At 58.0% G+C, this 22,369-nt stretch carries 21 protein-coding genes, 1 pseudogene and 1 riboswitch; of the genes and pseudogenes, 13 read left to right on the top strand and 9 right to left on the bottom strand.

Features of this window, described 5'->3' with window-relative positions; all coding sequences use genetic code 11:
- Positions 1–36 precede the first annotated feature (36 nt).
- The 4 genes and pseudogenes from ADJ24_RS10560 to ADJ24_RS10545 all read left to right on the top strand — a co-directional run.
- Positions 37–366 (top strand): annotated as a pseudogene (locus ADJ24_RS10560) (long polar fimbrial chaperone LpfB); the annotation flags it as partial.
- Positions 367–391: 25 nt separating this feature from the next.
- A complete protein-coding gene (locus ADJ24_RS10555; protein ID WP_023310870.1) occupies positions 392–2,935 on the top strand; it encodes a fimbria/pilus outer membrane usher protein in 2,544 nt (847 codons plus the stop codon).
- Between the two features lie 419 nt (positions 2,936–3,354).
- Positions 3,355–3,945 (top strand): fimbrial protein, encoded by a 591-nt coding sequence (locus tag ADJ24_RS25745; protein ID WP_313559543.1) that lies wholly within the window; start codon positions 3,355–3,357, stop codon positions 3,943–3,945.
- Positions 3,942–4,445: a fimbrial protein gene (locus ADJ24_RS10545; RefSeq protein ID WP_023310868.1), complete on the top strand. Its 504-nt coding sequence runs from the start codon at positions 3,942–3,944 to the stop codon at positions 4,443–4,445. The genes ADJ24_RS25745 and ADJ24_RS10545 overlap by 4 nt, the downstream gene beginning before the upstream one ends.
- Here ADJ24_RS10545 and dinG read toward each other — a convergent pair.
- A complete protein-coding gene (gene dinG / locus ADJ24_RS10540; protein WP_023310867.1) occupies positions 4,432–6,609 on the bottom strand; it encodes an ATP-dependent DNA helicase DinG in 2,178 nt (725 codons plus the stop codon). The genes ADJ24_RS10545 and dinG overlap by 14 nt on opposite strands.
- A 97-nt stretch (positions 6,610–6,706) precedes the next feature.
- The gene (rhlE, locus tag ADJ24_RS10535) at positions 6,707–8,071 is read right to left on the bottom strand and encodes an ATP-dependent RNA helicase RhlE (RefSeq protein WP_023310866.1); all 1,365 of its coding nucleotides are present in this window, start codon (positions 8,069–8,071) and stop codon (positions 6,707–6,709) included.
- A 207-nt stretch (positions 8,072–8,278) separates the two neighbouring features.
- On the opposite strand from rhlE, the gene cecR reads away from it, so the two are divergent.
- From cecR to ADJ24_RS10510, 5 genes are read left to right on the top strand one after another with little or no spacing between them, the layout of a single operon-like run.
- Entirely contained in the window at positions 8,279–8,956 is a 678-nt protein-coding gene (gene cecR, locus ADJ24_RS10530; RefSeq protein ID WP_023310864.1) for a transcriptional regulator CecR, read from the top strand.
- Positions 8,953–9,948 (top strand): secretion protein HlyD, encoded by a 996-nt coding sequence (gene hlyD, locus ADJ24_RS10525; protein WP_023310863.1) that lies wholly within the window; start codon positions 8,953–8,955, stop codon positions 9,946–9,948. The genes cecR and hlyD overlap by 4 nt, the downstream gene beginning before the upstream one ends.
- On the top strand, positions 9,941–11,680 hold the full coding sequence (locus tag ADJ24_RS10520) for an ATP-binding cassette domain-containing protein (RefSeq protein WP_023310862.1): 1,740 nt from the start codon (positions 9,941–9,943) through the stop codon (positions 11,678–11,680). Before hlyD ends, ADJ24_RS10520 begins: the two co-directional genes overlap by 8 nt.
- Positions 11,670–12,803, top strand: coding sequence for an ABC transporter permease (locus ADJ24_RS10515; protein ID WP_023310861.1), 1,134 nt, complete (start codon positions 11,670–11,672; stop codon positions 12,801–12,803). Before ADJ24_RS10520 ends, ADJ24_RS10515 begins: the two co-directional genes overlap by 11 nt.
- A gap of 9 nt (positions 12,804–12,812) precedes the next feature.
- Positions 12,813–13,919, top strand: coding sequence for an ABC transporter permease (locus ADJ24_RS10510; protein ID WP_023310860.1), 1,107 nt, complete (start codon positions 12,813–12,815; stop codon positions 13,917–13,919).
- On the opposite strand, the gene ADJ24_RS10505 is transcribed toward ADJ24_RS10510, so the two are convergent.
- Complete coding sequence (locus tag ADJ24_RS10505; RefSeq protein WP_014883088.1) at positions 13,881–14,291, bottom strand: YbhQ family protein; 411 nt, start codon at positions 14,289–14,291, stop codon at positions 13,881–13,883. The genes ADJ24_RS10510 and ADJ24_RS10505 overlap by 39 nt on opposite strands.
- Before the next feature lie 133 nt (positions 14,292–14,424).
- On the opposite strand from ADJ24_RS10505, the gene ADJ24_RS10500 reads away from it, so the two are divergent.
- Genes ADJ24_RS10500 through ADJ24_RS10490 form a run of 3 tightly spaced genes read left to right on the top strand, consistent with a single transcriptional unit; the run spans position 14,425 to position 17,383 of the window.
- Entirely contained in the window at positions 14,425–15,186 is a 762-nt protein-coding gene (locus tag ADJ24_RS10500) for an endonuclease/exonuclease/phosphatase family protein (RefSeq protein WP_023310859.1), read from the top strand.
- Positions 15,183–16,421 carry a cardiolipin synthase ClsB gene (gene clsB, locus ADJ24_RS10495; RefSeq protein ID WP_023310858.1) on the top strand — a complete coding sequence of 413 codons (1,239 nt, stop codon included), beginning with the start codon at positions 15,183–15,185 and terminating at the stop codon, positions 16,419–16,421. Before ADJ24_RS10500 ends, clsB begins: the two co-directional genes overlap by 4 nt.
- Entirely contained in the window at positions 16,421–17,383 is a 963-nt protein-coding gene (locus ADJ24_RS10490) for a lysylphosphatidylglycerol synthase domain-containing protein (RefSeq protein WP_023310857.1), read from the top strand. Before clsB ends, ADJ24_RS10490 begins: the two co-directional genes overlap by 1 nt.
- A gap of 105 nt (positions 17,384–17,488) precedes the next feature.
- On the opposite strand, the gene ADJ24_RS10485 is transcribed toward ADJ24_RS10490, so the two are convergent.
- From ADJ24_RS10485 to moaA, 6 genes are all read right to left on the bottom strand, one after another.
- Positions 17,489–18,196, bottom strand: a complete 708-nt coding sequence (locus ADJ24_RS10485; RefSeq protein ID WP_023310856.1) for a Bax inhibitor-1/YccA family protein — start codon at positions 18,194–18,196, stop codon at positions 17,489–17,491.
- Positions 18,197–18,260: 64 nt separating this feature from the next.
- On the bottom strand, positions 18,261–18,713 hold the full coding sequence (moaE, locus tag ADJ24_RS10480; protein WP_023310855.1) for a molybdopterin synthase catalytic subunit MoaE: 453 nt from the start codon (positions 18,711–18,713) through the stop codon (positions 18,261–18,263).
- Between the two features lies 1 nt (position 18,714).
- Positions 18,715–18,960, bottom strand: coding sequence for a molybdopterin synthase sulfur carrier subunit (gene moaD / locus ADJ24_RS10475; RefSeq protein WP_023310854.1), 246 nt, complete (start codon positions 18,958–18,960; stop codon positions 18,715–18,717).
- Positions 18,953–19,438: a cyclic pyranopterin monophosphate synthase MoaC gene (gene moaC / locus ADJ24_RS10470; RefSeq protein WP_008501142.1), complete on the bottom strand. Its 486-nt coding sequence runs from the start codon at positions 19,436–19,438 to the stop codon at positions 18,953–18,955. The genes moaD and moaC overlap by 8 nt, the downstream gene beginning before the upstream one ends.
- A 3-nt stretch (positions 19,439–19,441) precedes the next feature.
- Entirely contained in the window at positions 19,442–19,954 is a 513-nt protein-coding gene (gene moaB / locus ADJ24_RS10465; RefSeq protein ID WP_023310853.1) for a molybdenum cofactor biosynthesis protein B, read from the bottom strand.
- Between the two features lie 24 nt (positions 19,955–19,978).
- Complete coding sequence (moaA, locus tag ADJ24_RS10460; RefSeq protein WP_023310852.1) at positions 19,979–20,968, bottom strand: GTP 3',8-cyclase MoaA; 990 nt, start codon at positions 20,966–20,968, stop codon at positions 19,979–19,981.
- A riboswitch (molybdenum cofactor riboswitch) is annotated at positions 20,956–21,089 on the bottom strand. It overlaps the preceding gene by 13 nt.
- A 225-nt stretch (positions 21,090–21,314) precedes the next feature.
- Here moaA and yvcK point away from each other — a divergent pair.
- Positions 21,315–22,223, top strand: a complete 909-nt coding sequence (gene yvcK / locus ADJ24_RS10455; RefSeq protein ID WP_023310851.1) for a uridine diphosphate-N-acetylglucosamine-binding protein YvcK — start codon at positions 21,315–21,317, stop codon at positions 22,221–22,223.
- Positions 22,224–22,369 lie beyond the last annotated feature (146 nt).

Below are 22,369 nucleotides of genomic sequence, written 5' to 3'. Positions count from 1 at the left end.
GGGCATTATCTGAACATAAAACACTATCAATAAGTTGGAGTCATTACCTTACAAATCGCCATTAATACCCGTATTAAATTGCTGTATCGCCCTGCTTCGATTAAAGGCAAACCCGAAGCGGTGGCTGATAAACTGGAATGGCACCGCGAAGGCAACGATCTGGTGGTCAACAACCCTACGCCTTTCTATATGAATTTTCAGAGCGTAACGCTGAACGGCCAAAAAGTAACAAAAGCGACCTGGGCTGTGCCAAATACCGCTACCCGCTTTGCCCTTCCGACAAATATGAGCGGTAACACCGTATCCTGGTCTGTCATTACCGATTACGGAAGCATCAGTAAAACCTGGTCTGCATCCGTTCGTTAATACTCTATTCGACGCCTGGATAATCATGTACAGCACAACTAAGCCGCTATTACGTCGACTGCGTGAAATGCTGCCCACTTTTTGTGGGATAGCGGTGACATGCTGCGCGCTGCAGGCCCACGCTGATGATTATTTTAACCCTGCCCTGCTGGATATTGATAATCCAGAGCAGGCAAAGACCGATCTCTCTGTTTATGAAAAAGGTCCCGGTCAGGCGCCAGGCAAATATCAGGTAACGATGTTCATCAATAACAATAAAATCGACACCCGTGACGTCCTTTTTACATTACAAAAAGATGCGCAGGGAGATGATTCCCTGCAGCCCTGCCTGAGTCTGGATGAATTAATGCATCTGGGCATCAAAACCAAAGATTATCCAAAGCTGGCGGCAAAAGGGGAATGCGCGGATCTCAGCGCGATCCCTTCGGCCTCGGCGACTTTCCGCATCAAAAATCAGCAGCTACTGCTGAGTATTCCCCAGTCGGCGCTGGGCCAGGTGCCCCGTGGCTATATCGATCCGAAAGAGTATGACGAAGGGATTACAGCGGGCATCCTGAACTATAGCGTTAACGCCAGCCAAAGCCGCGCCCGCCAGCAGGGGAAAGCGGACAACAGCAGCCAGTTTATTAATCTGCGCCCCGGCTTTAACGCCGGTGCCTGGCGCGTGCGTAATTACAGCACCTGGAACCACAATTCGGACGGGGGTCAGGACGACGGCAAGCTGACCCCGGTCTATACCTATGCCCAGCGCGATATCGTGGGGCTGAAGAGCGAATTGACCGTGGGGCAGAGCAGCACCCAGGCCGACGTTTTCGACAGCGTCTCTTACACTGGCGCACAGCTGGCTACCGAAAGCGACATGCTGCCGGACAGCGAGCGCGGTTATGCCCCGGTGGTACGCGGCACGGCGCACAGTAACGCCCAGGTGGTGGTTCGCCAGAATGGCTACGTTATCTATCAAAACACCGTGGCCCCCGGCGCGTTTGAGATTAACGATCTCTACCCCACCGGCAGCAGCGGCGATCTGAACGTCACGGTAAAAGAGACCGACGGTAGCGAGAGTCATTTCGTGGTGCCGTTTGCCTCCGTGCCGGTGCTGCAGCGGGAAAAACACCTGAAATACAGCGTCGCGGCAGGGCGTTACCGTTCATACGATAAAGAGGTTGAGAAGACTCCTTTCGCCCAGGGCAGCGCCATCTATGGCCTGTCACACGGGGTCACCCTTTACGGCGGTACGCAGCAGAGTTCGCATTACCACTCCGCCGCGCTCGGCGCGGGGAAAAACGTTGGCGACCTCGGCGCGTTCTCCTTAGACGCTACCCGCGCCAAAGCGTTACTGAAAAAGCGCAAAACCAGCAAAGGGCAATCCCTTCGTCTGCGCTATAGCAAAAATTTTACCGCGACCGGCACTAGCTTCTCGCTGGCGGGTTATCGCTACAACAGCAAAGGCTTTTACACCCTGCAGGACACTATGGAGTCCTGGACTCGTGCAAACGACTGGTCCGCTCCACAGCAGCGCCGCGCACGAGCGGAGGCCACCATCGACCAGACGCTGGGCGATAAGTGGGGTTCGGTGACGCTAAGCCTGGTGAAAGAGCGTTACTGGAGCCAGAGTCAGGATATGACCTCCCTGAGCGTTAGCTACAACAACAGCTGGCACGGCGTGAGCTATAGCCTGAGCTACAGCGTCAATAAAAACAGCGACGACACGGACGAGGACGGTAAATCCATCAGCGATGACCAACAAATCGGCCTCAACGTGTCGGTTCCGCTCGACCGCTGGCTGCCTGACACCTGGGCAAACTACAGCCTGAACAACGGTAAAGACGGCACCACCCACAATCTGGGCCTGAATGGTACCGCGCTGGAGGGAGACAAGCTGAGCTGGAACGTTCAGCAGGGACTGGACAGCGCCAATAACAACACTTCTACCAGTATGAATGCGGATTACAAAGGTACCTACGGTGAAATACGCGGGGGCGTCAGCCAGGACAGCCATCAGCACACCGTGAGCGCCGGGATCCAGGGCGGCATCGTCGCCCACTCTGACGGCGTCACCTTCGGTCAGACCCTGGGCGAAACCGTGGTGCTGATTAAAGCGCCGGGAACACACGGCACGCACGTTGCCAACCAGACGGGCGTGGAAACGGACTCTCGCGGCTATACGCTGGTGCCGTTTGTCACGCCGTGGCGTCACAACCCCATTTTACTGGACACGGAGACACTGCCAGAAGATGCCGACGTCACGCACGCCTCACAGACGGTAACACCATCACGCGGCGCGGTAGTTCGCGCCAGCTTCGATACTCGCGTGGGCAACCGCGTCTTAATGACGCTGGCCTGGAACGACAAGCCGCTGCCCTTCGGCGCAACGGTCACCACGGAAGACAAGAGCAGTGAATTTATCGTCGGTAACGACGGCCTGGTGTATCTCACCGGCCTGCCGCAGCACGGACGCCTTTTCGTTTCCTGGGGCAGGGAGGCGAGCGAGCATTGCGTCGCCGATTACGCCCTGATGCAGGAGAAGGATAACACCAACATTATTAACGCTGCCGCGCAGTGCCACTGATTAACACCGGACCGATCATAATGCAGATAGCAAAATCGTTACTCTTACTTGTCGTTCTGACGACGGCAGCGCTCTTTGTGCCGCACGCGAAGGCCAACTGTGTCTCGCCAAATTTACCCGCGCTACTATCGTTAGCGTCTATTTCAGTACCCACCAGCCTGCCCGTGGGGTCGACCATTCCGGGAACAGAACGTTCCGTCCACGCAACAGGAAACTGTAATTACGCACCGGATGCAGGCCAACCCATCATTGCATGCTATAACGGCTTTGGTAATGAGATACCCGGGATCCCTGGCGTCTATGAAACAGGCGTTGCCGGAATCGGTGTGTCGATACGAAATACTAAAGGAGTGCGCGTAAGAGGGGCTGCAGACCAGGTCTGTTCGGCTATAACGCCCTTAGGACTGGTGTCAGATACTATGACCAATGGGTCATATCCATTTAACTTTGACGCCACGCTGGAGCTGGTGAAAACCAGTGAGACTGTAGCCTCTGGTTCACTGACGACGAGTAATACGCAATTCAACCTCGCTGTCAGACGGCTTGACGCCGTAGGTGAACCAAACACCCTCTCCTACTCAGGTGACGTGGTGGTAAAAGAAGTCACCTGCACCGTTTCACCCAAATCCCTGACTATCATACTGGGTGATTTTCCGGTGAGCCGCTTTACCGGGGCAGGAACCGTGGTTGCTCAGTCGACATTCAATATTGGCATACTTTGCGATCAGGATGTACAGCCTGAAATGATGATCGCCAGCGCCAATGGCTATGAAACGAATTTTCCCGGCGTGATCAAATTAACGCCGGAAAGCGGCGTGGCGACCGGCGTCGGGGTGAGAATGCTCTTTAACGGTCAGATACCTGCTTTCGGGCAATATATGAGCACATTTCCCACCTATGCCAATATGCAGTCGCAATATCCCTTCAGCGTCTCTTACGAACAAACCAGCGCGGAGGTGACCCCCGGAACGGCGAATACCGTCGCAACCATTACGGTGGCCTACAAATGAAAACGTTATTAGCCCTTTTACTCCTTGGAGTGGCGAGCCAGAGCCTGGCGGAAGAGATTCAGCTCGATATTCGCGGAAACATTTACGCCAACGCCTGCCAGGTAGACAGCGCCAGCCAGAACCTGACGGTCAATCTGGGCAAAGCGAATACCGGCGATTTTAAGGACGTGGGCGATACCGGACAATGGACATCATTCGACTTAACCCTGTCGAAATGCCCAACCACTGCCGTGCTGGCCACGGCCACCTTTCACGGTCAGCCGGACAGCATTCATCCGACTAAATTCGCCAGCAGCGGAACCGCGAAAGGACTGGCGCTGGAGCTTGCCGACCCGCAGGATCAGATCTCGCTTGCCCCGGACGCCAGCTTCAGCGTGTTGATCAACCAGGACAATCACACGGCGGATTTCCCGCTGGCCGCCCGCTATTACGCCACCTCATTGCCGGTCACGGCAGGAACATTCAGCAGCGTGGTGCAGGTGACCTTCATTTACCAGTAGGACCGCGCCCCTTAGCACGGAGGCTTTTCTTACGCCCGGAAGTCAGTTTGACCGGCTGTTTTTTTACCTCAGGCAACTCCGGCTGTTCGATCGGGAAGATCGGCAGCGCGTTCAGGAGCCGTTGGCCGTAATTTTTGGTGAGCAGGCGTTTGTCATAAATCACCACCTCCCCCCAGCAGCCGTGGCTACGAATCAGACGCCCGACCTGCTGAATCAGGTTAAACGACGCCGCAGGTAAACTCTGCACCTCAAACGGATAGCGGTTGAGGCTTTTCAGCCACTCCCCCTCGGTAATCACCACCGGGCTGTCGATAGGCGGGAAGGCGATTTTATGGATATGCACCTGCGTCAGGTAATCGCCTTTCAAATCCAGACCTTCAGCAAACGACTGCAACCCCACCAGCACGCTGCGCTCGCCGCTATCAATGCGTTTACGGTGGGTTTCCACCAGCCGGTAGCGCGGCTGATCCCCCTGCACCAGCAAGAGTAAACGCAGATCGGTGACGTGTTCGAGGAAGCGCTGCATCGCCCGCCCGCTGGCAAACAGCACCAGCATGCCGGGGTACTTTTTACTCTCGACCTGCTCGCGGAAGTAGGCCGCCATTTCAGCGATGTGCTGCTCTTCGTTATCAATAAGCGGCTCGAATTTCATGCGCGGAATGACCAGCTTGCCCTGCTCGCAGTGGTTAAACGGCGAGTCCAGCGCCACAAAGCGGTCGCCCGCTTTCTCTTTTAGCCCGCTCATCTCCTGCAGCCTTGAAAAACTGTTCAGGGAGCGCAGCGTGGCAGAGGTGACAACCACGTGCGGCACGCTGCGCCAGATCAGCTTTTCCAGCTGATCGGCCACGCGGATGCCCACGCAGTGGAAAAAGAGGTGCACCTGCCCGTCCCGCACTTCACGAGTGGCCCATTTGGTGACCGGCGCGCCGGACGCCTGCGCCATCGAGGCCAGCCGCCAGAGCTTGCTTTGCGCTTCGAACATCCCCAGCGCGCGGTTCATCTGCAGCAGAACGCGGTGCAGACGTACCACGTCATGCGAGCCGGTTTTCTCGCTGAGATCGTTTAAGAACATCTCCGCCAGCCCGCGCAGCTTTTCCAGATGCTTCGCCAGCTGCTGGCAGATCTCCATCACCTCTTCCGGCAGCTCACCCATCGCAAAGCGGTGTTCGGCTTCCTGGGTTGCCGGAAGATAAAGATTCAGGATGTTGTTCAGGGATGAAATGAGGCTATAAACCTCTTCACAGTGGTCGCTCAGCCGCTCCGGCACCGCCAGCGGCGGCGTGGTTTTCGGGCGGAACTGCTCCATGCAGGTCGCCACCAGCTTGCAGAAGAGATCCAGCTGCAGGCGGAACCAGGGCGCGGTGATTTCGGCGCTCATCTCCAGCGCGTCACGCGCCACGTCCGGCAGATGATGACCTTCATCAAGCACCAGCAGCAGGTTTTCCGGCTCCGGCAGCACCGCTTCGCTCTCCAGCGCCGCCATTACCAGGGCGTGGTTAGCCACCACCACTTCGGCTTCCTGAATTTCGCGCCGGGCGACAAAGAACGGGCATTCGCGGTAGTAGTGGCAGTTGCGGTTCAGGCAGCTGGCTTTGTCGGTGCTGAGCCTACGCCACAGGTCATCGCTGATGGCCTGACTGGTGTGATCCCGCAGGCCGTCCCACTTATAGCCGTCGAGCTCGGCTTTGAGTTTTGCACACTGCTCCTGCTCGGCCTTATTGTTTGGCGTCAGCTCGTCATCCAGAAACGCGAGCAGATCCTGCTGATTCGGCTCGCTGCTGGCCAGCGCCGCCAGGTTACGCGGACACACGTAACGCCCGCGGCCAAAGGCTGCCGTAAACCGCAGGTCGGGGATGATTTTGCGCAGCAGGGGTAAATCCTTGCTGAAGATCTGGTCCTGCAGCGCCACGTTGGCGGTACTGACCACCAGCGTTTTGTCCTCTTCCCGCGCAATCGCGATGCCGGGAATGAGATACGACAGGGTTTTCCCGACGCCGGTCGGGGCTTCAATCGCCAGATGTCGCCCATCGTCCCCGGCGAGCGTTTTTGCCACGTCAGCAATCATCTGCCGCTGCGGCGCTCGGGGGATAAAATCGGGGATCTGCTGTTGTAGCGCCTTATACCATGCGCCAATTTGCGCCTTGAGCGCAGCGGTTAAAGCCATCGGAAAACCTGAAACACTGTATAAACAGCCACTATTGTGGCACTTTCTCTTCGCTGCCGCAAAAAGAAAAGCCCGGCTTTACGACCGGGCTTCCAGATTACTGCGGGTTAGCGGGCTTGCGCGGGCGGCGTCGACGCTGCCCTTCTCCTGCCGGTTTCCCTTCGCCGCTGCGCCACGGGTTTTCACCCGCCGGTTTGCTGTCGTTGTTACGACGCGGCGGTTTGCCAGATGATTTCGGCGCACCGCCTTCGGCACGACGCGGCTGCTGACCGCGACCGCCGCCGCCCTGACGACCGTTCTGAATCGGCTCGGCTTTGATCGACGGATCCACTTCGTAACCCGGGGTTTCGATGCGCGGGATCTCTTTCTTCAGCAGGCGCTCGATGTCGCGCAGCAGCTTGTGTTCGTCCACGCAGACCAGAGAGAGCGCTTCACCGGTTGCCGCCGCGCGGCCGGTACGGCCGATACGGTGAACGTAATCTTCCGGCACGTTCGGCAGCTCGTAGTTCACCACGTGCGGCAGCTCTTCAATGTCGAGGCCACGGGCAGCGATGTCGGTCGCCACCAGCACGCGGATGTCGCCGGATTTAAAGTCCGCCAGCGCACGGGTACGCGCGCCCTGGCTCTTGTTACCGTGAATGGCGGCGCTGCGGATGCCGTCTTTATTCAGCTGTTCCGCCAGGTGGTTTGCGCCGTGCTTGGTGCGGGTAAAGACCAGCACCTGCTGCCAGTTACCCTGACCGATCATCTGGGAGAGCAGTTCCCGCTTGCGCTTTTTATCCACAAAGTGAACGTGCTGCGTCACCTGCTCGGAGGCGGTGTTGCGGCGCGCGACTTCTACTTCCAGCGGGTTATGCAGCAGCTTTTCCGCCAGCGCCTTGATCTCGTCGGAGAAGGTCGCGGAGAAGAGCAGGTTCTGACGACGCGCGGGCAGCTTGGCCAGCACGCGACGAATATCGTGGATGAAGCCCATGTCGAGCATGCGGTCGGCCTCGTCCAGCACCAGAATTTCGATGCCATCGAGCTTCACCGCGTTCTGGTGTTCGAGATCCAGCAGACGGCCCGGCGTTGCTATCAGCACGTCCACGCCGCCGCGCAGCTTCATCATCTGCGGGTTAATGCTGACGCCACCGAAAACCACCAGCGAGCGGATGTTGAGATAGCGGCTATAGTCACGCACGTTCTCACCAATCTGCGCCGCCAGCTCGCGGGTTGGGGTCAGGATCAGGGCGCGGACAGGACGACGGCCTTTGGCGTGCGGCTGATTTTTTACCAGCAGTTCCAGCAGCGGCAGGGTAAAGCCCGCGGTTTTGCCGGTACCGGTCTGGGCGCTCGCCATCAGGTCACGGCCCTGAAGAACGGCGGGGATCGCCTGCTGCTGGATTGGGGTTGGCTCAACGTAGCCCTGCTCTGCGATCGCGCGCAGAATTTCCGGGTTCAGGCCAAGGGAATCAAAAGACATAAAAACTCCGAACCGCCCCGACCATCACAGGTGTAGTTTTCAGGGAGATATAACGAATAGGGGAGGACAAAAACCACAATGTCGCGAAGGAGCGGAGTGTAGCAGCTTTTGTGACGTAGCGCATAAAATATCCCTCAGTGTTCCCTCGACGTAAGCGGGAATCAGGCATAATCTTAATCAATCGATTGATTAATTCTTAATGCCGCCATGAATACGACACCCACAACAACCAAAGGTGAACAGGCCAAAAATCAGCTTATCGCCGCCGCGCTGGCGCAGTTTGGTGAGTACGGGCTGCATGCAACCACGCGCGATATTGCCGCGCTGGCCGGGCAGAACATTGCGGCGATTACCTACTATTTTGGCTCAAAAGAGGATTTATACCTCGCCTGCGCCGAGTGGATCGCCGATTTTATCGGCACGCAGTTTCACCCGCACGTTGAGGAAGCCACCGCGCTGCTCGGCCAGCCGTCGCCGGATCGCGCCGCCGTTCGCCAGCTTATTCTCAATGCCTGTCACGATATGATCCGCCTGCTGACGCACGACGATACGCTCAACCTGAGCAAGTTTATCTCCCGGGAGCAGCTCTCCCCGACCGTCGCCTACCAGCGGGTACACGATCGGGTGATTGAGCCAATGCACTCGCACCTGACCCGGCTGATCGCCGCCTATACCTGGCGGGACGCCAGTGATACCGAGACAGTTTTGCATACCCACGCCCTGCTGGGTGAAATCCTTGCCTTCCGTCTGGGCAGGGAAACCATCCTGTTACGCACCGGCTGGACACAATTTGATGAGGATAAAGCCGCGCAGATTAGCAAGGTGATCGCCTGTCACGTCGATCTGATCCTGCAAGGCTTAACGCAAAGGAGCCTGAAGTCATGAAAAAACCTGTCGCCATCATTCTGGTGGTTGTTGTTTTGCTTGCCGCCGGAGTCGGTGGATGGCTGTGGTATCAGAGCCATCAGGATAAAGGCCTGACGCTGTACGGTAACGTGGATATTCGTACGGTGAACATGAGCTTCCGCGTGGGCGGACGTCTCGCCTCGCTGAGCGTGGACGAAGGCGATGCCATTAAAAGCGGGCAGACGCTGGGGATGCTGGATAAAGCGCCCTATGAAAATGCGCTGCTGCAGGCCAAAGCGGGCATGTCCGTCGCCCAGGCGCAGTATGACCTGATGCTGGCTGGCTATCGCGACGAAGAGATCGCCCAGGCCGCCGCCGCCGTTAAGCAGGCGCAAGCCGCCTATGACTACGCGCAGAACTTCTACGCGCGCCAGCAGGGGCTGTGGAAAAGCCGCACCATTTCCGCCAACGATCTGGAAAATGCACGCTCGTCCCGCGACCAGGCGCAGGCCACGCTGAAATCCGCACAGGATAAATTAAGCCAGTACCACACCGGTAACCGACCGCAGGATATCGCCCAGGCGAAGGCCAGCCTTGAACAGGCGCAGGCGCAGCTGGCCCAGGCAGAGCTGGATCTGCACGACACCACCTTAATCGCGCCGTCTGACGGCATGCTGATGACCCGCGCCGTGGAGCCGGGAAGCATGCTCAGCGCCGGCAGCACCGTCTTAACGCTCTCCCTGACCCGCCCGGTCTGGGTACGCGCCTACGTTGATGAGCCAAACCTCGGCCAGATGCAGCCGGGCCGCGAGCTGCTGCTCTATACCGACGGCCGCCCGGACAAGCCGTATCACGGCAAGGTGGGCTTTGTCTCCCCTACCGCCGAATTCACGCCGAAAACCGTTGAAACACCGGACCTGCGTACCGACCTCGTGTATCGCCTGCGCATCATCGTGACCGATGCGGACGACGCGCTGCGTCAGGGCATGCCCGTCACCGTAAAAGTGAACAACGGGGAACGACATGAATGACGCGGTTATTCAGCTCAATAATCTGGTTAAACGCTTCGCGGGAATGGACAAACCGGCCGTCGCGCCGCTGAACTGCACTATCCAGAAAGGCTATGTGACCGGGCTGGTCGGCCCGGACGGCGCGGGGAAAACCACGCTGATGCGGATGCTGGCCGGGCTGCTGAAGCCGGATGAAGGATCGGCCCGCGTGCTCGGTCTTGACCCGATCGAGGATGACGGAGCCCTTCACGCCATGCTCGGCTATATGCCGCAGAAGTTTGGCCTGTACGAAGACCTGACGGTGATGGAAAACCTGAACCTGTACGCCGACCTGCGCAGCGTCACCGGCGAAACGCGGCAGAAAACCTTCGCGCGCCTGCTGGAGTTTACCTCCCTCGGCCCGTTCACCGACCGGCTGGCAGGCAAGCTCTCCGGCGGGATGAAGCAGAAGCTGGGGCTGGCCTGCACGCTGGTCGGCGAGCCGAAAGTGCTGCTGCTGGACGAGCCCGGCGTCGGCGTAGATCCGATTTCGCGCCGCGAACTGTGGCAGATGGTGCACGAGCTGGCGGGCGACGGGATGCTGATCCTCTGGAGCACCTCCTACCTCGACGAAGCGGAACAGTGTCGGGATGTGCTGCTGATGAACGAAGGCGAACTGCTTTATCAGGGCGAGCCGACGACGCTGACGCAGAGCATGGCCGGGCGCAGCTTCCTGCTGCACAGCCCGCAGGAGTCCAACCGCAGGCTGCTGCAGCGGGTGCTCAGGCTGCCGCAGGTCAGCGACGGGATGATCCAGGGCCGCTCGGTACGGGTGATCCTCAAAAAAGAGGCCACCGTCGACGAGATTCGCCGCGCGCCCGGCATGCCTGAGATCGAGATGGAAGAGACCGCGCCGCGCTTTGAAGACGCGTTTATCGACCTGCTGGGCGGCGCGGGTACGTCAGAGTCGCCGCTTGCCGCCATTCTGCATACGGTGGAAGGCACGCCGGGCGAGACGGTGATTGAAGCCAAATCCCTCACCAAAAAGTTCGGGGATTTCGCCGCCACCGATAACGTCAATTTCGCGGTTAAACGCGGGGAGATTTTTGGCCTGCTCGGGCCGAACGGCGCGGGAAAATCGACCACCTTTAAGATGATGTGCGGCCTGCTGGTGCCGACGTCCGGCAAGGCGCTGGTGCTGGATATGGATCTGAAGGTCAGCTCCGGCAAGGCGCGCCAGCATCTCGGGTATATGGCGCAGAAGTTTTCGCTGTATGGCAACCTGACGGTCGAGCAAAATTTGCGCTTTTTCTCCGGCGTGTACGGCCTGCGCGGGCGGGCGCAGAACGAGAAAATCCGGCGCATGAGCGACGCCTTCGCCTTAACCAACATTGCCTCCCACGCCACCGACGAGCTGCCGCTCGGCTTTAAGCAGCGGCTGGCGCTGGCCTGCTCGCTGATGCACGAGCCGGATATTCTGTTTCTTGATGAGCCGACTTCAGGCGTTGACCCCATTACCCGCCGCGAGTTCTGGCTGCACATCAACAGCATGGTGGAAAAAGGGGTGACCGTGATGGTGACCACCCACTTCATGGACGAGGCGGAGTACTGCGACCGCATCGGGCTGGTGTATCGCGGCAAGCTGATTGCCCACGGCACCCCGGACGACCTGAAAAACCAGGCCGCCGATGATGAAGTTCCGGACCCGACCATGGAGCAGGCGTTTATCACCCTCATCCACGACTGGGATAAGGAGAATGCCCATGCGCAGTAATGCCATTTCCTGGCGAAGGGTGCGCGCGCTGTGCATTAAAGAGACGCGGCAGATCGTGCGTGACCCCAGCAGCTGGCTGATTGCGGTGGTGATCCCCCTGCTGCTGCTGTTTATCTTTGGCTACGGCATTAACCTGGACTCCAGCAAGCTGCGGGTCGGGATTTTGCTGGAGCAGCAGAGTGAGGATGCGCTGGACTTTACTCACGCCATGACCGGATCGCCCTACATTGACGCCACCATCAGCGATAACAGGCAGGAGTTGATCCAGAAAATGCAGGCTGGGAAAATTCGCGGCCTGATCGTCATTCCGGTGGATTTCGCCGCCAACATGGCGCGGGCAAATACCGATGCGCCGATCCAGGTGATTACCGACGGCAGCGAGCCGAACACCGCCAACTTCGTGCAGGGCTACGCGGAGGGGATCTGGCAGCTCTGGCAGATGCAGCGCGCGGAAGATCGGGGTGAAGAATTTAAACCACTTATCGACGTGCAGACGCGCTACTGGTTTAACCCCGCCGCCATCAGTCAGCACTTTATTATTCCGGGCGCGGTGACGATTATCATGACGGTGATTGGCGCGATCCTGACCTCGCTGGTGATCGCCCGCGAGTGGGAGCGCGGGACCATGGAGGCGCTGCTTTCTACCGAAGTCACGCGCGTCGAGCTGCTGCTGTGTAAGCTCATCCCCTACTACTTCCTCGGCATGCTGGCGATGCTGCTCTGCATGCTTGTCTCGGTCTTTATCCTTGGCGTGCCGTATCGCGGCTCGCTGGTGGTGCTGTTTTTTATCACCAGCCTGTTTTTACTCAGCACGCTGGGCATGGGGCTGCTCATCTCCACCATCACCCGCAACCAGTTCAACGCCGCGCAGGTGGCCCTCAATGCCGCCTTTTTACCGTCGATTATGCTGTCCGGGTTTATCTTCCAGATAGACAGTATGCCTGCGGTGATCCGCGCCGTGACCTACATCATCCCGGCACGCTACTTTGTGAGCACGCTGCAAAGCCTGTTCCTGGCGGGGAATATTCCGGTGGTGCTGATCGTCAACACGCTGTTTTTAATGGCGTCAGCGGCGATGTTTATTGGGTTGACGTGGATGAAAACCAAACGGCGACTGGATTAAGGAGCGAACATGTTTCACCGATTATGGACGTTGATACGCAAAGAGCTGCAATCCCTGCTGCGCGAGCCGCAAACCCGCGCCATTCTGGTCTTGCCGGTACTGATCCAGGTTTTACTGTTCCCGTTTGCCGCCACCCTTGAGGTGACCAACGCCACCATTGCCATTTACAACGAAGATAACGGCAAACATTCCGTCGAGCTGACGCAGCGCTTTGCCCGTGCGAAAGCCTTTACCCACATCCTGCTGCTGAAAAGCCCGCAGGAGATCCAGCCCACCATTGACACGCAAAAAGCGCTACTGCTGGTGCGGTTCCCGGCGGATTTCTCCCGCAATCTGGATACCTTCCAGACCGCGCCGATGCAGCTGATCCTCGACGGGCGTAACTCCAACAGCGCCCAGATTGCCGCCAACTACCTGCAGCAGGTGGTGAAGGATTACCAGCAGGAGCTGATGGAGGGCAAACCGAAGCCCAACAACAGCGAGCTGGTGGTGCGTAACTGGTACAACCCGAACCTGGACTACAAGTGGTTCGTGGTGCCGTCGCTGATCGCCATGATTACCACTATTGGGGTGATGATCGTGACTTCCCTTTCCGTCGCCCGCGAGCGCGAACAGGGCACGCTGGACCAGCTGCTGGTCTCCCCGCTCGCCACCTGGCAAATTTTCGTCGGCAAAGCGGTCCCGGCACTGATCGTCGCGACGTTCCAGGCCACCATCGTGCTGGGGGTGGGAATTTGGGCCTATCAGATCCCGTTCGCCGGTTCGCTGGCGCTGTTTTACTTCACTATGGTGATTTACGGGCTGTCGCTGGTGGGGTTTGGACTGCTGATCTCGGCGCTCTGCTCGACGCAGCAGCAGGCGTTTATCGGGGTGTTCGTCTTTATGATGCCCGCGATTTTGCTCTCGGGTTATGTTTCACCCGTCGAGAACATGCCGGTGTGGCTACAGGATCTGACGTGGGTAAACCCGATTCGGCACTTTACGGACATCACCAAGCAAATCTATCTGAAGGATGCGAGTCTGGATATTGTCTGGGGAAGTTTGTGGCCGCTACTGGTCATAGCGGCCACGACGGGCTCAGTGGCGTACGCGATGTTTAGACGCAACATTGCGTAGCTTTTTCTCTTTGGTCAGCAGCGAGACCACCGCAGGCCCAGCGAGGATAGCCAGACCCGCCAGGGCCAGCAGCAGGTTGTTTTGCAGCACGCGCGACAGCAGCCAAAGCACGATCATCGCCGCGCCAAAATACCAGGTGGTAGTGAGCTCTTCGAGCACATCACCCACCTCGCGCCAGCGCGCTTCATGGTGGCGCTGTAGGAACAGCATCGACAGCACGGTGACGCCATAAAGGACGCATAGCCCCAGGCCAACACGCACCAGCGTGCCGCTCATCCAGCCCATCACCAGTACGGCCACGACCAGTAAATGCAACATTATCTGCCAGCAACTCAGGCCAGTTGCGACACGAACACGTTGTTGCCACTTCATGGCTTCTCTCCTGAAGGATTTTTCTCTGCTTAATCAGACTACCGCACTTTACGGAAAATTCCGTAACGCCGCATCTTTTTGTGACGACGACTACACTTTATTTTCATTGGGATAGTCACTCAGGAAGGAGCTTATGACTCAAAAAATGCAGCATTTCTCGCTTAAGGTGCTGACGATAAACATTCATAAGGGCTTCACAGCATTTAACCGCCGCTTCATTTTACCGGAGCTGCGCGACGCGGTACGCACCGTCAGCGCGGATATTGTCTGCCTGCAGGAGGTGATGGGCGCACACGAAGTGCATCCGCTCCACTTTGAGAACTGGCCCGACACGCCGCACTATGAATTTCTGGCCGACACCATGTGGAGTGACTACGCCTACGGCCGCAACGCGGTCTATCCGGAAGGACATCACGGAAACGCGGTACTGTCCCGTTACCCCATTGAACATTACGAAAACCGCGACGTTTCCGTCGGGGAAAGCGAAAAACGCGGCCTGCTTTACTGCCGCATTACGCCGCCAGACCTCGAGCGACCAGTCCATGTCGGCTGTGTTCATCTGGGCCTTCGCGAATCCCATCGTCAGGCGCAGCTGAAAATGCTGGCCGAATGGGCCAACGCGCTTCCCGAAGGTGAACCGGTAGTGGTGGCGGGCGATTTCAACGACTGGCGACAGCGGGCAAACCATCCGCTGAAGGTGGATGCCGGGCTGGAAGAGATTTTTACTCGCGCCAACGGCAGGCCTGCGCGCACCTTCCCGGTCCGTTTCCCGCTGCTTCGGCTTGACCGCATCTACGTGAAAAATGCCCACGCCAGCAGCCCGACCGCCCTGGCGCTCCTTAACTGGCGACATCTTTCCGACCATGCCCCGCTCAGCGCGGAGATCCACCTATGAAATGTTCCTGGCAGGAAGGCAACCGAATCACGCTGCTGGTCAACGGGGACGAGTATTATCCGGCCGTATTTAAAGCGATTGACCATGCACAGCAGAAGGTGATCCTCGAAACCTTTATCTGGTTCGAAGACGACGTGGGCAAGCAGTTGCATAGCGTGCTGCTGCGCGCCGCCCAGCGCGGCGTCAAAATTGAAGTGCTGCTTGATGGCTATGGCTCGCCGGATCTCAGCGATGCGTTTGTGAATGAATTGACCTCCGCGGGCGTGGTGTTTCGCTACTACGATCCCGGCCCTCGCCTGTTCGGCATGCGTACCAATCTTTTCCGCCGGATGCACCGCAAAATTGTGGTGGTGGATGAGACGGTGGCGTTTGTCGGCGGCATTAACTACTCCGCTGAGCATATGTCCGACTACGGCCCGGAGGCGAAGCAGGACTACGCCATTCGCATTGAAGGCCCGGTGGTGCAGGACATCTTGCTGTTTGAGCTGGAGAACCTGCCGGGTAAAGAGGCCGTTCGCCGCTGGTGGAGACGCCGCCATCGCCCGGAAGAGAACCGGAAGCCCGGCGAAGCGCAGGCCCTTTTCGTCTGGCGGGATAACGGCGAGCACCGGGACGACATTGAACGTCATTATCTCAAGATGCTCGCCAACGCGAAGCGCGAAGTGATTATTGCTAACGCCTACTTTTTCCCGGGCTATCGTCTTCTGCACGCCATGCGCAATGCGGCCCGACGCGGGGTTCGCGTGAAGCTGATTGTGCAGGGCGAGCCGGATATGCCGATTGTGAAGGTTGGCGCGCGTTTACTCTATCGCTATCTGGTTAAAAGCGGCGTGCAGATATATGAATATCGCCGCCGTCCGCTGCACGGCAAAGTCGCTGTAATGGATGACCACTGGGCAACCGTCGGTTCCAGTAACCTCGATCCGCTGAGCTTATCGCTTAATCTGGAAGCGAACCTGATCATCCACGATCGTCAGTTTAATCAGACCCTGCGCGATAACCTTCAGGGGCTTATCGACAAAGACTGCGTGCGTGTCGATGAATCCATGGTGCCGAAACGCAGCTGGTGGAACGTTGGCATCGGCGTGGTGGTGTTCCACTTCCTGCGCCACTTCCCGGCGATGGTCGGCTGGCTGCCGGCGCATACGCCGAAGCTGGCGCAGGTGGATCCGCCGGTACAACCCGAAATGGAAACCCAGGACCGCGTTGAAGCGGAAGATGGAGGCAAACCCTGATGTCGAAATCGCATCCGCGCTGGCGGCTGGCAAAAAAGATCCTGACCTGGCTGTTTTTTATTGCGGTCGCGGTTCTGCTGGTGGTCTACGCGCAGAAAGTTGACTGGGAAGAGGTATGGAAAGTCATCCGCAACTATAACCGGATGGTGCTGCTGGGCGCTGTGGGGCTGGTTATTGTCAGCTACCTGATGTACGGCTGCTATGACCTGCTGGGCCGCGCCTACTGCGGCCACAAGCTGGCCAAACGTCAGGTGATGCTGGTGTCGTTTATCTGCTACGCCTTTAACCTGACGCTGAGCACCTGGGTCGGCGGCATTGGCATGCGCTATCGCCTTTACTCGCGGCTCGGCCTGCCGGGCGGGACCATCACGCGCATTTTCTCGTTAAGCATCACCACCAACTGGCTGGGCTATATTCTGCTCGGCGGGGTGATCTTCACCATCGGCGTGGTGCAGCTGCCCGCGCACTGGTATATCGATGAGGCCACGCTGCGCATTCTGGGCATCGTACTGCTACTGATTATCGCCGTTTATCTGTGGGCCTGCGCGTTTGCCAAACGCCGCCATATGACCATCAAGGGGCAAAAGCTGGTTCTGCCCTCGTGGAAGTTTGCGGTGCTGCAGATGGCAGTCTCCAGCGCCAACTGGATGGCAATGGGGGCCATTATCTGGCTGCTGATTGGCGAGGACGTGAATTACTTCTTCGTGCTGGGCGTGCTGCTGGTGAGCAGCATTGCGGGCGTAATTGTGCATATTCCTGCCGGGATCGGCGTGCTGGAGGCGGTATTTATCGCGTTGCTGGCCGGGGAGCATGTCTCTCAGGGAACGATTATCGCCGCCCTGCTGGCGTACCGCATGCTGTATTATTTCCTGCCGCTGGCGCTGGCAACGGTGTGTTATCTGGTGCTGGAGAGTCGGGCGAAGAAGCTGAGAGCGAAGAACGAGAAGGCGTTGGCGAAATAAAAGCAAAACGGCGACCTTGTTGCCGTTTTTGGTGTTTGTTCCCTCTCCCGTGGGAGAGGGTCAGGGTGAGGGCACCAGACCGCACCGCCACCCGGCAAAACAACCTTAACGACGGTTGCCTAAAATCCGCAGCAGCATCAGGAACAGGTTGATGAAGTCCAGATACAGCGTCAGCGCGCCCAGGATTGAGTATTTGCGCAGGTTTGAACTGTCGCGTACGTCGATCTGCTCGCCGATGTTTTTCAGCTTCTGGGTGTCATACGCCGTCAACCCAACGAAGATCACCACCCCGATGTAGGTCACGGCCCACATCAGCGCGTCGCTCTTCAGCCACAGGTTCACCAGTGACGCCAGCACAATCCCAATCAGCCCCATAAACAGCATGCTGCCGAAGCCGCTCAGATCGCGCTTCGTGGTGTAACCATAGAGACTCATCGCACCGAACATCCCGCCCGCCACCACGAAGGTGCTGGCGATGGAGGAGTAGGTGTAAACGATGAAAATACTGGAAAGCGTCAGCCCCGTTAGCGCCGAATAGAGCATAAATAGCGTGGTCGCCATTCCGGCACTCAGCTTTTGCACCAGACCAGAAAGCACAAATACCAGCGCCAGCTGCGCGATAATCAGCCCAAAGAAGGTGATTTTGCTCGAGAAGATAAACATCATCAGTTCAGGCGTGTTCGCCGCATACCACGCGATAAACGCGGTAAGCAGCAGGCCAACCGTCATCCAGCCGTACACCTGAGCCATATACGTCTGCAGGCCGCTACGGGTCTGCTGTACTATTGAATCGGAACGCGGAAATCGGTCCATGATTCACTCCTGATTAAGTTTAAGTAGACACACACGTTAAGATTAACACATCCACGTAAACCGACTACCAACGGCTGGCGGCTTGTTTATCGCTGTCGCGAGATTCTACCCAGCGGTCACCTTCCGGCGTGGCTTCGCGCTTCCAGAACGGCGCTTTGGTTTTGAGGTAATCCATAATGAACTCCCCTGCCGCAAACGCGCTGCTGCGGTGCGCGCTGGTCACCCCGACGAAGACAATCTCCTCGCCAGGCCACATCTCGCCGATGCGGTGAATAACCGTGACCCGGCCAAGCGGCCACCGGCCCCGTGCCTCGTCAACAATCTCCGTCAGCGATTTCTCGGTCATCCCCGGATAGTGCTCCAGCGTCAGTGCCTTCACGCTGTCACCGAGATTGTGGTTGCGCACCTTGCCGGTGAAGGTGACGACCGCGCCGTCTTCATCGCGTTCCGCCAGCCAGCTGTACTCTGTCCCCACGTTAAAACGCTCGGGACTCACCAGAATTCGGGTTTCAGCCATCTTAGCCCCCCGTAACCGGCGGGAAGAAGGCCACTTCATCCCCTGCGTTCAGCGGATGGGTGAATTCCACCAGCGTCTGGTTAACGGCGGCCAGCAGCTTGCCTTCGTCCAGCGCCAGCGCCCAGCGGTCGCTTTGTGCCGCCAGATGCGCGCGCAGTGCCGCGACGTTTTCGAAGGACGCGTCCAGCGTCAGGCTATCGGTATTCACCAGCTCGCGCACCTGCGCAAAAAAGAGCACCTTAATCATGGCTGTCCACCTTAAAATCACCGGATTTGCCGCCGCTTTTTGCCAGCAGGCGAACCGGGCCAATCACCATATCTTTCTGCACCGCTTTGCACATGTCGTAGATGGTCAGCGCGGCAACTGAGGCCGCCGTCAGCGCCTCCATCTCTACGCCGGTTTTGCCGGTTAAGCGGCAAAGTGACTCAATGCGCACGCGATTATGCTCCGGCTGTGCCTGCAGGTTCACTTCCACCTTGCTCAGCATCAGCGGATGGCACAGCGGAATTAAGTCCCAGGTGCGCTTGGCGGCCTGAATCCCCGCGATGCGCGCGGTGGCAAAGACGTCGCCCTTATGGTGGCTGCCGTCGATAATCATCGCCAGCGTTTCCGGCAGCATAGTGACAAACGCTTCCGCGCGCGCCTCGCGCACCGTTTCGGCTTTGGCGGAGACGTCCACCATATGCGCTTCGCCAGCGGCGTTAATGTGGGTCAGTTGTGACATAGCTTATTTCTTTAAATGGGGATGGAAATTACACGGACGGGTACGGGCGTCCAGCTGCGGGGCGATGATGTTTTCCCACGCGGTGCGGCAGGCTTTGGTCGAGCCCGGCATAGCGAAAATCAGGGTTCTGTTCGCCACCCCGGCAACGGCGCGCGACTGGAGCGTGGAGGTACCAATCTCTTCAAAGGAGAGCATGCGGAACACTTCGCCGAAGCCTTCTACCTCGCGGTCGAAAAGCGGGATCAGCGCTTCGGGGGCCTGATCGCCTGCGGTAAAACCGGTGCCGCCGGTGATCAGCACCACCTGCACCTCATCGCTGGCAATCCACTGCGAAACCTGAGCGCGAATGGCGTAGCGGTTCTCCTTCACGATCGCTTTATCGACGATGTGATGCCCCGCGTCATGGGCCGCCTCGCGCAGCCAGTGGCCAGAGGTATCATCCTCTTCGCCCCGGCGGTCGGAAACGGTAAGGATAGCAATGCGTGTCGGGATAAATTCTGCGCTTACCTGACTCATATTCTGATTCCTTCTTAAGCCTGATTACCCGCCGATATAAGACAGGTTCTGAGTAATACCGGTATTGCCCTGATGCAGGAAGTGGGTCTGTTTTTTATGCGTCAGCGCGTCAGAAATGCGTGCTTCAAGCGCGGCCTGCTGCGCATCATCTTCCAGCAGATCGCGAAGGTCCACGCCGCCGTCGCCGAACAGGCAAAGATGGAGCTTGCCAACGGAGGAGACGCGCAGGCGGTTGCAGCTGGCGCAGAAGTCTTTCTCATAGGGCATGATAAGCCCGATCTCACCTTCGTAATCCGGGTGGCAGAAGACCTGCGCCGGGCCGTCGCTGCGCTGGCGGATTTGATGGATCCAGCCGCGTTTCAGCAGCTCGTCGCGCAGCACCATGCCGGAGATGTGATGGCGACGGAACAGCTCGCTGCCCTCGCCGGTTTCCATCAGCTCGATAAAACGCAGCTGAATGGGGCGGGATTGGATCCACGCCAGGAAGGTATCGAGCTGATGATGGTTCACATCACGCATCAGCACCGTGTTGACTTTGACCTTCTCGAACCCGGCCGCAAATGCCGCGTCGATGCCGTCCATGACCTGCTGAAATTTATCCTGGCCGGTAATGGCGTGGAACTGACGGGCGTCCAGGCTATCGACGCTGACGTTGATCGCCGTCAGCCCCGCATCGCGCCAGTTCGCCACGTCGCGCGCCATGCGGTAACCGTTGGTGGTCACCGCAATCTGGCGGATACGTTCGTTTTCACGCACGGCGGCAATGATGTCGGGGAAATCGCGGCGCAGAGAGGGTTCGCCGCCGGTCAGACGCACTTTTTCGGTGCCGAGCTCAGAGAAGGCGCGCGTGACGCGGCGCACTTCATCCACGGAGAGAAAGCCGTTATTGGTGACGCTGCCCGGTTTGTAGCCATCGGGCAGGCAGTAGGTGCAACGGAAGTTGCACACATCGGTAATCGACAGACGTAAGTAATAAAACTTACGCGCGAAAGCATCAGTAAGTTGTGAAGCCATGTACACCTTTCCAGATCGGGAGGCACAGTCATTTCTTTCTGTACCCTGGTGGCAAATTCGCCACGGCCAGAGCGCCATATCTTTCGACACAGGCACAAGGGCTAGAGTGTATGTTTTCAATTTTGAAAACGTGGTTAGGGCGATAGTAGCGCGTAAATTCTCACGGCGCCATTATCGCCTTTCGCTATATAGTTACGTATATAGCGAATCAATCCTGCATTTTCGCTACAGAATACCTAAAAACCGCATTTTCACATTGATATACGTCATTTTGCATCGGGTGAGGCATCGTCTTTTAGGGGTAGTTAGGTTACTGTTACGCGATCGAACGTGATAAGGAATACGTATGCGCAATCGCACTTTTGCGGATCTTGACCGAGTGGTCGCTCTTGGCGGAGGACACGGCTTAGGCCGGGTTATGTCCTCTTTGTCGTCACTCGGCTCAAGGCTGACAGGGATAGTGACCACCACCGACAACGGCGGCTCAACCGGGCGCATTCGACGTGCCGAAGGCGGCATTGCCTGGGGAGATATGCGCAACTGCCTGAACCAGTTAATTACCGAGCCGAGCGTCGCGTCGGCGATGTTTGAGTACCGTTTTGGCGGTAATGGCGAACTTTCCGGGCATAACCTTGGAAATCTGATGTTAAAGGCATTGGATCACCTGAGCGTAAGGCCTCTGGAAGCCATTAATTTAATCCGTAATCTGCTGAAAGTTGACGCATTCCTGATCCCCATGTCAGAACAACCGGTAGACTTGATGGCCATCGACGCCGAAGGGCATGAAGTTTACGGCGAGGTGAATATTGACCAGCTCATTCTGCCGCCCACGGAGTTAATGACCTATCCGAGCGTACCCGCCACGCGAGAAGCGGTGGAGGCCATCGGAGAAGCGGATCTTATCCTGATCGGTCCGGGCAGTTTTTATACCAGCCTGATGCCCATTCTGCTGGTGAAAGAGCTGGCGCAGGCGCTGCGCCGCACCCCTGCCCCGATGGTTTACATCGGTAACCTGGGACGTGAACTGAGTCCGGCGGCGGCGAGCCTGTCGCTGGCAGATAAGCTTGAATTAATGGAGCAGTACGTCGGTAAAAAAATTATCGACGGCGTCGTGGTCGGGCCGAAGGTGGATGTGTCGGGTATTGGCGACCGCGTGGTGGTGCAGGAGCCGCTGGAAGCGAGTGACATTAAATATCGCCATGACCGTCACCTGCTGCGCGAGGCGCTGGAGAAGGCGATTCAGGCGCTAGGCTAGGTTCGTTTTGTGCGGCCTGATGCCCTCATAATAATGCCCGCACGGACGACCCCCTCTCCCTTGAGGGAGAGGTCTGGGGTGAGGGGGAACATACGACTCTGGTGGTCATTCCGTTCACTTTATGTTCCTTGCTACTCTGTAACGAC

This window comes from Enterobacter sp. 940_PEND, from assembly GCF_001059415.1.
Classification (GTDB): Bacteria; Pseudomonadota; Gammaproteobacteria; order Enterobacterales; family Enterobacteriaceae; genus Enterobacter; species Enterobacter cloacae_M.
The sequence above is the reverse complement of the archived record's forward strand: the minus strand, read 5'-3'. Positions and strand labels throughout refer to the sequence as shown.